General features: G+C 61.7%; 10 protein-coding genes. 8 read left to right on the top strand and 2 right to left on the bottom strand.

The window, feature by feature from the left end:
• The 6 genes from KGB20_RS20950 (at nucleotide 1) to KGB20_RS20925 (ending at nucleotide 10,969) form a co-directional block, all read left to right on the top strand.
• Nucleotides 1–1,581 (top strand): VWA domain-containing protein, encoded by a 1,581-nt coding sequence (locus KGB20_RS20950; protein WP_154908965.1) that lies wholly within the window; start codon nucleotides 1–3, stop codon nucleotides 1,579–1,581.
• On the top strand, nucleotides 1,578–2,999 hold the full coding sequence (locus KGB20_RS20945) for a BatD family protein (protein WP_154908964.1): 1,422 nt from the start codon (nucleotides 1,578–1,580) through the stop codon (nucleotides 2,997–2,999). Before KGB20_RS20950 ends, KGB20_RS20945 begins: the two co-directional genes overlap by 4 nt.
• Nucleotides 2,996–4,024 carry an HAD family hydrolase gene (locus KGB20_RS20940; RefSeq protein WP_154908963.1) on the top strand — a complete coding sequence of 343 codons (1,029 nt, stop codon included), beginning with the start codon at nucleotides 2,996–2,998 and terminating at the stop codon, nucleotides 4,022–4,024. Before KGB20_RS20945 ends, KGB20_RS20940 begins: the two co-directional genes overlap by 4 nt.
• A 73-nt stretch (nucleotides 4,025–4,097) precedes the next feature.
• A complete protein-coding gene (locus KGB20_RS20935) occupies nucleotides 4,098–5,678 on the top strand; it encodes an arylsulfatase (protein WP_154908962.1) in 1,581 nt (526 codons plus the stop codon).
• A 191-nt stretch (nucleotides 5,679–5,869) separates the two neighbouring features.
• Nucleotides 5,870–8,383, top strand: a complete 2,514-nt coding sequence (locus tag KGB20_RS20930) for a fused MFS/spermidine synthase (protein WP_154908961.1) — start codon at nucleotides 5,870–5,872, stop codon at nucleotides 8,381–8,383.
• A gap of 225 nt (nucleotides 8,384–8,608) precedes the next feature.
• Entirely contained in the window at nucleotides 8,609–10,969 is a 2,361-nt protein-coding gene (locus KGB20_RS20925; RefSeq protein ID WP_154908960.1) for a tetratricopeptide repeat protein, read from the top strand.
• 121 nt (nucleotides 10,970–11,090) lie between these two features.
• Here the strand turns inward: KGB20_RS20925 and KGB20_RS20920 are convergent, their stop codons facing one another.
• Nucleotides 11,091–11,570 (bottom strand): DUF934 domain-containing protein, encoded by a 480-nt coding sequence (locus tag KGB20_RS20920; RefSeq protein WP_154908958.1) that lies wholly within the window; start codon nucleotides 11,568–11,570, stop codon nucleotides 11,091–11,093.
• Nucleotides 11,567–13,240, bottom strand: coding sequence for a nitrite/sulfite reductase (locus KGB20_RS20915; RefSeq protein WP_154908957.1), 1,674 nt, complete (start codon nucleotides 13,238–13,240; stop codon nucleotides 11,567–11,569). The genes KGB20_RS20920 and KGB20_RS20915 overlap by 4 nt, the downstream gene beginning before the upstream one ends.
• A 359-nt stretch (nucleotides 13,241–13,599) precedes the next feature.
• Here KGB20_RS20915 and ccoN point away from each other — a divergent pair, with 359 nt between their 5' ends.
• Complete coding sequence (gene ccoN, locus KGB20_RS20910) at nucleotides 13,600–15,027, top strand: cytochrome-c oxidase, cbb3-type subunit I (RefSeq protein WP_154908956.1); 1,428 nt, start codon at nucleotides 13,600–13,602, stop codon at nucleotides 15,025–15,027.
• The gene (locus KGB20_RS20905; RefSeq protein ID WP_223532963.1) at nucleotides 15,027–15,248 is read left to right on the top strand and encodes a cbb3-type cytochrome c oxidase subunit 3; all 222 of its coding nucleotides are present in this window, start codon (nucleotides 15,027–15,029) and stop codon (nucleotides 15,246–15,248) included. The genes ccoN and KGB20_RS20905 overlap by 1 nt, the downstream gene beginning before the upstream one ends.
• Nucleotides 15,249–15,293 lie beyond the last annotated feature (45 nt).

The following is a 15,293-nucleotide window of genomic DNA, read 5'->3' as shown; positions in this document are numbered from 1 at the left end:
ATGGACATCAACCTCAGCGACTTCCATTTCCTGCGCCCACTGTGGCTGTTGCTCGCGGTGTTCGGCGCATTGCTGCCATTGCTGTGGCGGCGCAACCAGGACCTGCAACGGCGCTTGCGCAGCAACATCGCCGCGCACCTGCTGCCGCATCTGCTGATCACCCCGCAGGACCGGCAACGCCTGCGTCCCGTGCATCTGGTATGTGCGCTGCTGGTACTGGGCGCCATCGCCGCCGCCGGGCCGACCTGGGAACAGGATCGGCCGGACTTTCTGGAAAACCGTGCGCCGCTGATCATTGCCATCGACCTGTCGCCCTCCATGGACGCCAGCGACGTTCCACCCAGTCGCCTGGAAGCGGTCAAGCACAAGCTCCACGACTTGATCCAGCGCCGCGCCGGTTCGCGCAATGCCTTGATTGCCTACGCCGGCAGCGCGCATCTGGTGTTGCCCGCCACCGACGATCCGGCGTTGCTCGATACGTTCATTCAGGCCCTGAGCACCGACCTGATCAGCAAACCGGGGAAAAATGTCAGCGCGGTCATCGATCAGGCCAAGCGCCTGCTCGCCGCCGAGAAAACGCCCGGCACCCTGCTGTTGATCACCGATGGCGCCGACATCTCGGCACTGGCCGGGCTGCACAAGCAACTGGCAGACAGTGCGCTGCAAGTGCTGATATTGGCGGCCGGCAGCAGCGACGGCGGGATCATCCGCGATGCCAGCGGCCAGCCACGCACCGACAGCGACGGTCGCCCGCAACTCGGCAGCTTCGATCAGGACGCCCTCAAGCAGCTTGCCTCAACGCTGGACGCCCCGCTGGGCAGCCTGACCCTCAACGATGACGATCTGGACTGGATCGAACTGCACGCCGAGCAGCACTTCCAGGCAGCCAGTGACGAGCAGCGCGAATTGCACTGGAAAGACGCCGGTTACTGGCTGTGCTGGCCGCTGTTGTTGCTCGCTTTCTTCAGCGTACGCAGGGGCTGGAGCCTGAACTGGATGGCTGCACTGCTGCTGACGGTGGGCTTGGGCCTGCAACCGGCGCCGGCACAGGCCAACGCGCTGACCGATGCCTTTTTCACCCGCGACCAGCAAGGTCGCTGGGCCTTCGAACATGAGCACTACCCTCAGGCGGCGGCACTGTTTGTCGATCCGTACTGGAAAGGCGTGGCCGCCTACAACGCCGCCGATTTCGACCTGGCACTGGCCAGCTTCGCGCGACTCGATACTGCGCAGGCGTATTTCTACCTGGGCAACATCTACGTGCGCCGGTTCAAGTTCGATCAGGCCGTCGCGTCCTATACCCAGGCGCTGAAATTGCAACCGCAGTTCCCGGAAGCCACGGCCAACCTGGCCCTGGCCATTGCCTTGCAGAAAGACACCGAAAGCGCCGAGAAAAACACGCCTGAGGTCAAACCCGACGAAATCAAGATGGACAAGGCGCCGGGTAAAGGCCAAAGCAAAAAGGTGGAAACCCTGCAAGCGGCCTCGGATGAGCAATGGTTGCAGAACCTCACCACATCGCCGGCGAAATTCCTCAAGCAGAAATTCAGCTTGCAGGATCAGGCGGGGGTCAAGCCATGAGCGTTATTCGGCAAGACCGCGTCGCGGCATTCGCGAGCAAGCCCGCTCCCACAGGGGGCTTGTGGTGTCCTTGTGGGAGCGGGCTTGCTCGCGAAAGGGCCCGACCACTCACCACAATACTCGGCGCCCTGCTCATCGGCCTGATCAGCCTCAACACATTCGCCGCCGACCCTCAGTTGAAAGTCCAGGCCAGCCTGCAACCCGCCGACCCCGTCATGGTCGGCAGCCTGGTCCAGTTGCGACTAGATGTCTTCACCGACTCCTGGTTCACCAGCGCCCCCACCCTGCCCGACCTGAAACTGCCCGGCGCATTGGTGATGCCACCGGACGGCCATGCCCAGCACATCAACCAGACCTTCGACGGCCAGTCCTTCAGCGGCATGCGCTACAGCTACCTGATCACCCCGAACCTGGCCCAGGGCTACGACATTCCGGCACTGACGGTACAAGCCACACCGGGTCAGACCAGCCACGAACTCAGCGCCCAAAGCCAGCCTTTGCATTTCAACGCCGCGCAACCACCGGGGTTCCAGCCCGGTGAGGCGGTGCTGGTGGCTCAAGGGCTGCGGTTTACCCAGAAGACCGTCAATTCGGCCACGCCGCTGAAGGTCGGCGACAGCATCACCCGGGAACTGACCTTGCAGGCCGACGGTGCCCTTGCCATGTCACTGCCGACACCGACGCAGGATGTCATCAAGGGCCTGAGCCGTTACCCGAAAGCACCGCAAATCCGCAATCTGGATGACGGTCGCGGCAACTTCAATGGCGGCCAGCGCATCGACAGCGTGACTTATCGAATCGACACCGAAGGCCACTACAGCCTGCCATCCGTCGAAATCAAATGGTGGGATGCCAGCAGCCAGCAAACCCGCATGGCCACGGTGCCTGCCGTGACCTTCGACGCGGTGGCCAACAACGCCTACAAACCGGTGTTTTCCATTACCGAAGACCTGAAAAAACTCGGCCAGCAGAATCGCCTGCACCTTTCCGGGCACTGGTTCGGACTATTGACACTGGTGTTGGCGGTAATGGCACTCGGCTGGTTCAGTCGCCCGCTCGTACACCGCACGCACCTCAAGTGGCAAGCCCGACGCCGCGCCCGACATGCCGCCTGGCTGGAGTCCGCCGACTACGCATGGCGGCAGATACCGCCGCAGATCGAAGGCAAACCGGCGCAACTCAGCGCCCTGTACCTGTGGACCCGCCGCAGTCGTCGGGGCCTGAAACTGACCGGCCTCGGCCCACGCCTGCAAACCTTCCTGCGCGCCTGTTATGGCCGCGAACCGGACAAAGACCAGGCGCTGCGCCAAATCGGGAAGTCCTTGTCTACGCTGCATAGTCAGTCCGGACGCAACAGAGAAACAGTCGTCTCTGCTCTTCATCCGCTCAACCCCGTTCACGAGAAGGACTTGCCATGACGAACTCGACATCGCTACGCCATCATCGCGCATTCAGTTTCCTGCTGACCCTGGCCTTGAGCCTGCCGCTGCTGGTGCAGGCAGCCGAGCCACTGCCCTCCTGGAACGACGGTCCGTCGAAAAAGCAGATCATCGAGTTCGTGCAGACGGTCACCGATCAAAACAGCAAGGACTTCGTCAAACCCGAGGACCGCATTGCCGTGTTCGACAACGACGGCACCTTGTGGAGCGAGCAACCGATGTACTTCGAGTTGCTGTTCGCCCTGGAAGAAGTCAAACGCACCGCGCCGCAGCACCCGGAATGGAAAACCACCCAGCCGTTCCAGGCCGTGCTGGAAAACGATCACAAGGCACTGGCCGCCACCGGCATGGAGGGCCTGCTGAAGATCTTCGGTGCGACCCACACCGGCATGACCACCGAAGCGTTCGATGACTATGCCAAGACCTGGCTGAGTCAGGCCAGGCATCCGAAAACCGGCAAGCCGTACACCGAAATGATCTTCCAGCCGATGCTGGAGATGCTCGACTACCTGCGCGGCAAAGACTTCAAGACCTACATCGTCTCCGGTGGCGACACCGGGTTCATGAGAGCCTTCGCCGAGAAGGTCTATGGGGTACCGCCCGAGCAGGTTATCGGCACGACCTTCGTTACCAGCTTTGAATACAAGGATGGCAAGGCGTCGATCCTGCGCACGCCGAAACTGGCCCACAACGACGATGGCCCGGGAAAGCCGGAAAGCATCGACGCGGTGATCGGTCGTCGGCCAATCCTCGCCTTCGGCAACTCCGACGGCGACCTGCAAATGCTCCAGTGGACCGCCGCCGGTCCTGGCAAGCGTTTCATGGGCCTGGTGCATCACACCGACGCCAAACGCGAATGGGCATACGACCGGCAGTCGCAGATCGGTCGTCTGGACAAGGCCCTGGACGAAGCAAACAAGCGTGGCTGGACGGTCGTCGACATGGCGTCCGAATGGCGTCGTATCTACCCGTTCGATGCCGCCACTTCCGAGCAAGTGCAATAAAAAGACGTTACGCAGGACCGCAATAAACGTTTGTCGCAGCACGCGACGCAAGTGAGCATAAGGAGCCAGTCAGATGACTCGCATACGTAAGTGGATACCGAAACTCGCCCTGGTGGCGACTACGGTCATGGCGTTTTCGGCAACCGCCGGGGCCGCCGAGAAACCCAACATTCTCGTGATCTTCGGCGACGATATTGGCCAGACCAACATCAGCGCCTACTCCATGGGCGTGGTCGGCTACAAGACTCCGAACATCGACCGGATTGCCAAAGAAGGCATGATGTTCACCGACTACTATGCGGAGAACAGCTGCACCGCCGGCCGGTCGTCGTTCATCACTGGCCAGACACCTTTGCGTACCGGCTTGTCGAAAGTCGGCATCCCGGGTGCTCCGGTGGGTTTGCAAAAGCGTGACATCACCATTGCCCAGGCACTGAAGTCCCAGGGCTATGCGACCGGCCAGTTCGGCAAGAACCACTTGGGCGACAAGGATGAATACCTGCCGACCAACCATGGTTTCGACGAGTTCTTTGGCAACCTGTACCACCTTAACGCCGAAGAAGAACCTGAGCGTCCGTACTGGCCAAAAGACGATGCCGAGTTCCTCAAAGCCAACACCCCGCGTGGCGTGATCCACAGCTTCGCCGACGGCAAGATCGAAGACACCGGCGCGCTGACCACCAAGCGCATGGAAACCATCGACGACGAAACCACCGCGGCGGCGCAGGCATTCATCGAGAAGCAGGCCAAGGCGGACAAGCCGTTCTTCGTCTGGATGAACACCACGCGCATGCACTTGTTCACCCACGTGCGCGAGTCGATGAAGGGCCAGAGCGGCATGCCCGGCAACGATTACGCCGATGGCATGATCGAGCACGACGGTGACGTCGGCAAACTGCTGAAAACCCTCGATGACCTGAAAATCACCGACAACACCATCGTCGTCTACACCACCGACAACGGCCCGAACCAGTTCTCCTGGCCGGACGCGGCGACCACGCCGTTCCGCAACGAGAAGAACTCTAACTGGGAAGGTGCCTACCGCGTGCCGGCAATCGTTCGCTGGCCGGGCAAGATCAAGGCCGGTGAGGTGTCCAACGAGATGTTCTCGGGCATGGACTGGTTCCCGACCTTGCTGGCCGCCGCTGGCGATGCCGACGTGAAAAACAAGCTGCTCAAGGGTTGGGCACCGACTTCCGGCGGCACCAACTTCAAGGTGCATCTGGACGGTTACAACCAACTGCCCTACCTGACCGGCCAGGCACCCAAGGGTGAGCGCAAGGAGTTCTACTACTTCAACGATGACGGCGTGCTGGTGTCGATGCGTTTCGACAACTGGAAAGCCGTGTTCTGCGAACAGCGCGCACCCGGCGGCTTCAAGGTCTGGAGTGAACCCTTCGTATGCTTGCGCGTACCGAAGATCTTCAACCTGCGGATGGACCCGTATGAACGTGCCGACGTGGTTTCCGATCAGTATTACGATTGGCAAACCAAAAACGTCTACCTGGCCGGTCAAGCGGTACAAAAGTCTGCCGGGTTCCTCCAAACGTTCATTGAATACCCGCCGAGCCAGAAACCGGCCAGCTTCAGCATTGACCAGATCCGTGCTGCGGTAGATGCCAAAATCGCTGAAAAAATGAAAGCTGCACAGTAAGACCGCTGGACCGCCGCTCGCCTTCATTGGCGAGCGGTACTGTTTCCGAGTTGGGACCGTATTGGCCCCAATCGCGGGCAAGCCCGCTCCCACACTGGATCTTCGGTACGACAAAATCCCTGTGGGAGCGGGCTTGTCCGCGATGAGGCCCGCACAGTCGCAGTTTTCTTGAATTGCAAAGGCAATCCGCAATGACCTCACGTGTCGCCAGCAAATCGTCGGCCATACCTGCCCCGCAAGTCGCCTCCCCGGCGCTGTTGATCCCCGCCCTGCTGCTGTTTGTCTCCGGCGCCGCGGCGCTGGTGTATCAGGTGCTGTGGATCAAGCAGTTGTCGTTGGTCGTAGGCGTCGAGGTCTATGCCATCACCACCGGGATCAGCGCGTTCTTTGCCGGGCTGGCCCTGGGTGGCTTGCTGTTCGGGCGCTGGGCGGACCGGATGCAGCAACCGGTTGTGCTGTACGCCGGGTTGGAAGTGCTGGTGGCCGTGCTCGGTGTCTCAGCAACCTTTGCCATGAGCCTGGCGGCCAGCCCGTTTGCCTGGCTGGAAGCACACGTGGGCTTGCTGGCCTGGGTGCTGCCGTTCGCGCTGGTGGGTATTCCTGCCCTGTTGATGGGCGGCACCCTGCCGGTGCTGGTTCGCTCCCTGGCCACTGACCCGCAACACCTGGGCAAGGCCGGCGGGCAGCTGTATGCGGCGAACACCGCCGGGGCCATCGCCGGCACCCTGCTCGCCGCGTTCGTGCTGATTGCCACCCTCGGCGTGCGCGGCAGCGCGCTGGCCGCCGCCATGCTGAACCTGCTGGCCGCCGCTGGGGCCTTGTGGTTCCAGCGCCAGCGCGTGGCACCCGTCGATGCCCCGGTGAAACATCACACTGAAAAAGCCCCCGACCGCCTGGCCCTGTGGCTGTATTCCATTGCCGGTGGTGTGGCCCTGGGCTACGAAGTGGTGTGGTCGCAATCGATCGTGCAATTCATGAGCACCCGCACCTACGCCTTTGCCGTGGTGCTGGCGACTTACCTCACCGGCTTGTTCCTGGGCAGCATGCTGCTGGCCCGTCGGGTCGATCGCCTGCGCGATCCCTGGGGAGTGTTCGGTGTGCTGATTGCCGCAGCCGGCGCGATTGCCTTGCTGGAAGTGGCGTTGCTCGGACGCTGGCTGGTGCTCGCCCAGACCCTGGCCGAATCCTGGGTATTGTCATTGGGCGGCAGTGAACTGGCTGGCATGAGCACGCGGTTTGCGGTGGCCGCCTTGAGCATCGTGTTTGTACCGACCCTGTGGCTGGGGGCTGCGTTCCCCTTGGCCCTGCGCTTGAGCGTCGGCGGCGAACAGGTGGGGCGCCATGTCGGCGAAGTCGTCGCGTTCAATACCCTTGGCGGGATTGTCGGCGTGATGCTCTGCGGCTTTGTCCTGATCCCGATGCTGGGTCTGGTACGGACCCTGGGCCTGCTGGCGCTGATTGCCGCCGGTATCGCGTACCTCGCCGTGCGCAAGGGCCATGGTGTGAAGAAAGGCCGGCGTCAGGCGGTGGTTGCCATTGGCCTGGTGTCCCTGGCGCTCGCCGTGTTCACGCCGGTCAACAAGCTCGCCAGCCTGCTGCCGGGCGCGCGCAATGGCACGCTGACGTTCTACGAAGAAGGCCGTGGCGGCACCGTCGCCGTGGTCACCCAGGGCAAGGGCGAAAGGGCATTCCAGCGTTTGTACATTCAGGGCGTATCCAATACCGGTGACGCCATGCCGTCCCTGCGCTACATGCGGATCCAGGCGCTGCTGCCCCTGCTGATCCACAACGGTGAGCCGCGCTCGGCACTGGTGATCGGGTTCGGTACCGGCATCACCGCGGGCGCCCTGACCCGCTACCCCGGCCTGGAACATCGCGTGGTCGCCGAACTGCTGCCTTCGGTGGTCAAGGCAGCCCCCTTGTTCAAGGGTAATTTCAATGCCGCGGCCGATCCGGGGGTCGATGTGCGCTTGCGTGACGGTCGCCAGGAACTGCTGCGCAATCCGCAGCGCTACGACCTGATCACTCTCGAGCCGCCACCGCCCTCCGCTGCCGGCGTGGTCAACCTGTACTCCCGGGACTTCTATCAACTGGCCGCCAGCCGCCTGCACAAACAAGGCCTGGTCGCCCAATGGCTGCCGCTGCCGACGCAGAACATCGACGACTCGCGCTCTCTGGTGCGCAGCTTCCTCGACGTGTTCCCGTACGCGACCCTGTGGACCAGCGAGTTCCACGAGATGCTGCTGGTGGGTTCGATGGAGCCGATTGAACTGGATGCGGCGAAGGTCAACGCGCGCTTCCAGCAGGACAGCGTTCGCAGCACCTTGCAGGATGTCGGCGTCGGTTCGGCCGCAGCATTGCTCGCGACATGGGTGACTGATCGTGAGGGGCTTGAACGCTTCGCTGGCGATGCGCAACCGGTGACGGACGATCAACCGCGCATCGAGTACGCACCCTGGGTTCGCTCGAAAGAGATCAGCCGCGCGTTGCCCGCCCTGCTCGCCCTGCACCAGCCGCCAGCCGTGTTGAACGCCGACGCCGGGTTCATCGAGCGCATGAACACCCAGCAACAACGCCTGATGCAGTTCTATCGGGCGAGCCTGCATGCGTACGACGGAAACCGTGACGCTTGGGCCAGGGATATGCGCGAGGTGATGCGTGGGGATTCCGGGAATCCGTATTACCGGTGGTTTGTCGGGGAGTGATGCGACGCCTGACAGATCGCCATCGCGAGCAAGCTCGCTCCCACAGGGTCTGGTGTTGTTCACGACAATTGAGTACGACACAAAACACTGTGGGAGCGGGCTTGCCCGCGAAGGGGCCATCAGCCTCAAAACAACATCATTTGACACAAACCGGTCATCCGGCAAAGCTGCATCGAGCGTCATCGCGCGCCGCAAGGCAATCGCACCTGGACCATGGAAGTCGTAATGCCGAAACATAAAAATAAAGCTGCAACCCCAAACCCTGATTCGCAACCGACCCTGATCAACCGTTATCTGTTCCCTGTCACCATCGGCATCCTGCTGCTGGCTGTGGCGGGTATTGGCTGGTTTTTGCTGGGCAGTACACCGACGCCGCTCAAGCCAATCCCCGTCAGCGCGCCTGCCGTGCAACCGGCCAAACCGCAACCGGTCGCTGTCGAGCCTGCGAAAATGGTCGATGAGCAACAATGCCAGGGCTGCCACGGCGAGCAGGTCAAGGACTGGCAAGGCTCCCATCACCAACTGGCGATGCAGCAAGCCAACGCGGACACCCTGCTCGGCGACTTCAACAACGTCACCTTCAAGGCCGAAAAAGAGACCACGGTGTTCTCGCGCAAAGGCGACGAATTCTGGGTCAACACGCCGGGTATCGATGGCAAGAATGCCGATTTCAAGGTCGCCTACACCTTTGGCATCGCCCCCTTGCAGCAATACCTGATCGAGGTCGGCGAAGGCCGGCTCCAGGCCCTCGGCGTGGCCTGGGATACCGAGAAGCAGCGCTGGTTTCACCTCTATCCGGGTCAGGGCGTGACCTTCAAGAACCCGTTGCACTGGAGCAAGCCGAGCCAGAACGCCAACTTCATGTGCGTCGAGTGCCACACCACCGGTTACAAGCGCAATTTCGATGCGGCGAAAAACACCTTCGACAGTCACTGGAACAGCCTCGGTGTCGGCTGCCAGGCCTGCCATGGCCCGGCGTCCAATCACCTGGAATGGACCGCGAAGAAAACCGACCTGATCCACGTAGGCTTTGCCGTCGACCTCAAGGACAAGAACGCCGCCGTCGAAATCGAAACCTGCGCCCGCTGCCACTCTCGCCGCGCGCCCCTGGACGATGGCTACACGGTCGGCAAACGGCTGATGGACGACTACCTGCCGAGCGTCCTGACCCGCGAGTTGTACACGCTGGACGGCAAGATCAAGGACGAAGTGTTCGAACACGGCTCCTTTGCCCAGAGCAAAATGTTCGACAAGGGCGTGCGTTGCAGCAACTGCCACAACCCCCACAGCACACAGTTGAAGGCACCCGGCAACGGCGTTTGCCTGCAATGTCACAACACCGCCGGCAAAACCACCGTGGAGGGCGTCGACGGCAAGGGCCTGCAAGCGAAAAACTACGATTCCAGCGAACACACTCGCCACACCATGGGCCAGCCGGGTTCGCAGTGCGTGGATTGCCACATGCCCGGCAAGTTCTACATGGGCAACGACTTGCGGCATGACCACAGCTTCAGCATTCCCAATCCTGAGCGAGCAAAGAAACTCGGTACGCCTGACGCCTGCCTGACCTGCCACAAAGGCAAGGCCGGCGACAAGGTCACCGAACAGTTCAAGCTGTGGAACACCGCCAACGCCAGCGCGGTACAAGCCCCTCGCTACGACGACAGCCTGTGGCTGATTCGCAACGGCCAGCCCGGCGCCGCGCAGGCGTTGTTCGAGCAACTGCAACGCAGCAACCTGCCGGCGATTCAGCGCGCGACGCTGCTGGCCGAACTGCCGGCGTACCCGAGCGAACAGGCGTTGAAACTGGCTACCAGGGACCTGGGCAACCCGGCGCCACAAGTCCGCGAGAGCGCGGTGCGGGCGGTCAGTGCCTTCCTGCCGCCTGCGGAGCGCGCGCCATTGCTGACGCCGTTGCTGAGCGACCCGGTGCGGGCTGTACGCATCGCCGTCGCCCGGGACCTGCTCAGCGTGGCGCGCAATGGCTTGGGCAGCGCCCAGGACGCCTGGAATGCCGCCATTGCCGAGTACGAAGCGGTGCAAAAGAGTCTGGCCGAGCGTGCCGAGGCCAACCTGAACCTGGCCATGCTCTATCAGGCCGATGGCCGCAGCGCAGAAGTCGAAGCTTTGCTGCGTACCGCCCTGCAGCGCGATCCGGACTTCTACCCGGCACTGGTCACCCTGGTGCAATGGCTGGAGGCCAGCGGACGCAGTCAGGAAGCCCATGCCCTGCTGGGGCAAAGCCTCAAGGACCACCCCGACTCTGGCCTGCTGCAACACACCCAGGGCCTGGCGCTGATTCGTGCGGGCCAGGCCGCTCAAGCCATGCCGTACCTGCGCAAGGCCGCGCAACTGGATCCCCAGAGCGGGCAGTTCGGCTATGTGCTGGCAGTGGCCCTGCATGACAGCGGCAAGATTGACCAGGCGTGCGCCGAACTGGAACGGCTGTTGAAGGTGCAGCCTGCCAATCGCAATGCCCGGTTGTCGTTGATCCAGTATTACCTGGACAACGGGCAGGAGCCCAAGGCGCAAGTGCTGTTGCAGGGCTGGAAGAAAATGAACATGGGGGATCCGGCGTTGAAGTGACGGGAGATACTTGTAGGAGCGAGTTTGCTCGCGATGGCGTTACAGGCGACGCGTTTGTTCAAAAAAATCGCGTTTTCGTTGACGTCGATCGCGAGCAAGCTCGCTCCTACAGGGGCCGAATTCACCGGCGCCTGAACAACGGCCGCGGCTCAATCACCGAACGCCCGTACAACACGCTCATCCCCGCCAATCCCTTCAATGCATCTTCTGCGGATTTGTCTTCACGCACGGCAAAGCTGTCGAAACCGCATTGGCGCATGTGGCTGAGTTGATCGCGCAAGACATCGCCGATGGCGCGCAACTCGCCGGCCCAACCCAATCGCGCACGCAGCAGATACGCCTGGCTGTACCCGCGGCCATCGCGAAAGCTCGGAAAATCCAGGGCGATCAAGGGCAGCTGGGTAAACCATGGCTGAAGGCTTTCCACTTCATCGTCCGGCCCCAGCCACACGCCGTTTTGCGACGGGTTTTCCAGCCAACGGCTCAGCGGCACAATCGTCGCCCCCACGGGCAGCGGTGCTTGCGGGTCGCGCACGAGCTTCCACGGATCATCCGCGACAATCCGCGCTACGCCCGCTTCCAGCCGCAACAGATTGTTCATGCCGACACCTCCAGCACTTTCGCATAGACCGCCTCCTTGAACGGCTCTAGCCCGATCCGTTGGAAGGCGTCGACGAACAGTTCTTCGCTCTCGCGATAACGCACGAAGGTGTCGATGATGCGCTCGATCACCTCGGGCACTTCGGTGGAGCTGAAGGACGGGCCAATGACCTTGCCCAACGCGCTGTTCTTGCCCTGGGCGCCGCCGAGGGTGATCTGGTACCACTCGGTGCCGTTCTTATCGACCCCCAGAATGCCGATGTTGCCGATGTGATGGTGACCGCAGGCATTCATGCAGCCGGAAATATTGAGGCTGATATCGCCCAGGTCGTGCAGGTAGTCGAGGTCTTCGAAGCGAGCGGCAATAGCCTTGGCGATGGGGATCGACTTGGCGTTGGCCAGTGCGCAGAAGTCGCCACCGGGGCAGGCGATGATGTCGGTGAGCAATCCGGCGTTGGCGCTGCCCAGATTGTGTCCGCAGGCCAGGCGCCACAGGGTGAACAGATCGGCCTTGGGCACGTCCGGAAGGACGATATTCTGCTCATGGGCAATGCGGATTTCACCGAAGCCAAAGCGCTCGGACCACTCGGCCACCGCCTCCATCTGCTCGGTGGTGACATCGCCCGGTGGCGCAGCGCTGCCGGGCTTGGTCGACAACACCACGCTGGCATAGCCCGATATTTTGTGCGGCTGCACGTTACGCTGCACCCAACGAGCGAACGCCGGGTTTTCGGCCAGGTGCGTGCCGAAATCGAGATTGGTGTCGGACAGATCACGATATGGCGGAGCGACGAACGCACTGGCCACCCGCTCGAACTCGTCAAGGGTCAGTTGCGCCGGGCCATCCTTGAGGTACTGCCACTCTTCTTCCACTTCCCGGGCGAAGGTCTCGATGCCCAGGGCTTTGACCAGAATCTTGATTCGCGCCTTGTACTTGTTGTCCCGCCGGCCATGGCGGTTGTACACCCGCAGCACCGCCTCTACGTAAGACAGCAGGTGCTGCCACGGCAAGCCTTCGCGGATCTGCACGCCGAGGATCGGCGTGCGCCCCAGACCGCCGCCCACCATGACTCGCAGGAGCATGTGCCCTTCGGAGCCTGGGTAAAGATAAAGGCCGATGTCATGCATCATGATCGCCGCGCGGTCCTGCTCGGCCGAGCAGATGGCGATCTTGAACTTGCGCGGCAGGAACAGGAATTCCGGGTTGATGGTCGACCACTGCCGCAGAATTTCCGCCAACGGTCGCGGGTCAATCATTTCGTCGGCCGCAACCCCCGCAAAGGCTTCGGTGGTGATGTTGCGCACACAGTTGCCGGAGGTCTGGATCGCATGCATTTCCACCTCGGCCAGGCGTTCGAGGATCGAAGGCACCTGGGCCAGTTCGATCCAGTTGAACTGCATGTTCTGCCGGGTGGTGAAATGGCCGTAACCGCGATCGTAATCCCTGGCAATGCTCGCCAACGTACGCATCTGCCGGGCACTCAGCGTGCCGTAGGGAATCGCCACTCGCAGCATGTAGGCGTGTTTCTGCATGTACAGACCGTTCTGCAGGCGCAACGGCAGGAATTCTTCCTCGCTCAGCTCACCGGCCAGAAAGCGTTCGACCTGATCACGAAACTGCGCAACTCGTTCGAGCACCAGTGCCCGGTCATAGTCGTCGTACTGATACATCTGGCTACCTCATCAGAATTAGGCACAGAACCCTGTAGGAGCGAGCTTGCTCGCGATGGACGTCAACGAAAACGCGAACCTCCTGGATAAACGCGTCGTCCTTGACTCCATCGCGAGCAAGCTCGCTCCTACAGGGGGCGCAAGTCGGGCTCTGCGGCTCGTTTCGAGGTAACGACTATGAGCTTGCGGCGCAGTACGTTACAGATTCACTTGAACTCTAAAAAACCGTATCAGAACACGACTGAAAGCCGCAGGAGTGGCGAAAAATCTGATCCGCACAAATGAATTTTCCCTGAGCCTGTTTTGTTTTTACCGGTGTTTTTACAGTGCACGGCATTGCAACCGAGGAAGCATTGACCATGAGCACAACAACCATCGGACAGGCCTATAACTACAAGGTCGTCCGCCAATTCATCGTGGCGACCGTAATCTGGGGCATCGTGGGGATGGCGATGGGCGTGTGGATCGCCTCGCAACTGGTGTGGCCGCAGATGAACCTGGACCTGCCGTGGACCACCTTCGGCCGCTTGCGCCCGCTGCACACCAGCCTGGTGATTTTCGGTTTCGCCGGCAGCGCGCAATTCGCCGCCAGCTATTACGCGGTGCAACGTACCTGCCAGGTACGGCTGTTCTCGGACACACTCGCTGCCTTCACGTTCTGGGGCTGGCAGTCGGTGATTGTGGTGATGCTGATCACCCTGCCGCTGGGCTACACCACCACCAAGGAATACGCCGAAATCGAATTCACCGGCGCGGTGTGGATGACCGTGGTCTGGGTTGCGTACGCCGTGGTGTTCTTCACTACCGTAGTGCAACGCAAGACCAGACACATCTACGTCGGCAACTGGTTTTTCGGTGCATTCATCGTGGTCATCGCCATGCTGCACGTGGTCAATCACCTGTCGATTCCAGTCGACTGGTTCAAGTCCTATCCGGTGTATTCCGGGGCCACCGACGCCATGGTGCAATGGTGGTACGGGCACAACGCCGTGGGCTTTTTCCTGACCACCGGTTTCCTGGGGATGATGTATTACTTCGTGCCGAAACAGGCGGGCCGGCCGGTGTATTCCTATCGCCTGTCGATTGTGCACTTCTGGGCGCTGATCACCCTGTACATCTGGGCCGGCCCGCACCACTTGCACTACACCGCGCTGCCGGACTGGGCGCAGTCGCTGGGCATGGCCATGTCGCTGATCCTGCTGGCGCCGAGTTGGGGCGGAATGATCAACGGCATGATGACCCTGTCCGGTGCCTGGCATAAGTTGCGCACCGACCCGATCCTGCGTTTCCTGGTGCTGTCCCTGGCGTTCTACGGCATGTCGACCTTCGAGGGGCCGATGATGGCGATCAAGACGGTCAACGCCCTCTCCCACTATACGGACTGGACCATCGGCCACGTGCACGCCGGGGCGCTGGGCTGGGTGGCGATGATTACCTTCGGTGCGACCTATCACATGGTGCCGAAGGTATTCGGGCGCGATCAGATGCACAGCACGCCGCTGATCAACCTGCACTTTTGGCTGGCGACCATCGGCACCGTGCTGTACATCGCCTCGATGTGGGTCAACGGCATCACCCAGGGCCTGATGTGGCGCGCGATCAACGATGACGGCACGCTGACCTACTCCTTCGTCGAAGCCTTGCAGGCAAGCCATCCCGGATTCGTCGTGCGCTTTGTCGGCGGGATGTTCTTCCTCAGCGGTATGCTGCTGATGGCCTACAACGTGTGGCGCACGGTGCGGGTAACGGACATGGCGATGGCCGAACGCGAGGCGCGGTTTGCCTGATGATTGAAGTCATACTGAACATTCTGGGTCTGGCATTTTTGTGGTTCGCCGTCGAGTATTGTCTGCGCCACCAGACCGCCGAGAGCCTGGACGATGCGAGCCTGATCCCGTTTGCGGATGACCCGGAAGTGGCGCGGCGGGTGGAATTGGCGACAGGAAAAACCGTTAGAACACTGCCGCCGCAAGAGGCGAACCCGGATTGGGAAACCCTCGATATCTGATGTGGCATCGATTACTGTGGGAGCAAGCTCGCTCCCACAGGGTTG

The sequence above is a fragment of the Pseudomonas sp. BF-R-30 genome (assembly GCF_019956175.1).
Taxonomy (GTDB): domain Bacteria; phylum Pseudomonadota; class Gammaproteobacteria; order Pseudomonadales; family Pseudomonadaceae; genus Aquipseudomonas; species Aquipseudomonas jessenii.
This window is presented reverse-complemented; position numbering and strand designations above follow the sequence as displayed.

Excerpts from the sequence above, each read along its gene's own strand:
- KGB20_RS20950 (WP_154908965.1), top strand. The coding sequence starts at position 1 with ATGGACATCAACCTCAGCGACTTCCATTTCCTGCGCCCACTGTGGCTG.
- KGB20_RS20945 (WP_154908964.1), top strand. The coding sequence starts at position 1,578 with ATGAGCGTTATTCGGCAAGACCGCGTCGCGGCATTCGCGAGCAAGCCC.
- KGB20_RS20940 (WP_154908963.1), top strand. The coding sequence starts at position 2,996 with ATGACGAACTCGACATCGCTACGCCATCATCGCGCATTCAGTTTCCTG.
- KGB20_RS20935 (WP_154908962.1), top strand. The coding sequence starts at position 4,098 with ATGACTCGCATACGTAAGTGGATACCGAAACTCGCCCTGGTGGCGACT.
- KGB20_RS20930 (WP_154908961.1), top strand. The coding sequence starts at position 5,870 with ATGACCTCACGTGTCGCCAGCAAATCGTCGGCCATACCTGCCCCGCAA.
- KGB20_RS20925 (WP_154908960.1), top strand. The coding sequence starts at position 8,609 with ATGCCGAAACATAAAAATAAAGCTGCAACCCCAAACCCTGATTCGCAA.
- KGB20_RS20920 (WP_154908958.1), bottom strand. The coding sequence starts at position 11,570 with ATGAACAATCTGTTGCGGCTGGAAGCGGGCGTAGCGCGGATTGTCGCG.
- KGB20_RS20915 (WP_154908957.1), bottom strand. The coding sequence starts at position 13,240 with ATGTATCAGTACGACGACTATGACCGGGCACTGGTGCTCGAACGAGTT.
- ccoN (WP_154908956.1), top strand. The coding sequence starts at position 13,600 with ATGAGCACAACAACCATCGGACAGGCCTATAACTACAAGGTCGTCCGC.
- KGB20_RS20905 (WP_223532963.1), top strand. The coding sequence starts at position 15,027 with ATGATTGAAGTCATACTGAACATTCTGGGTCTGGCATTTTTGTGGTTC.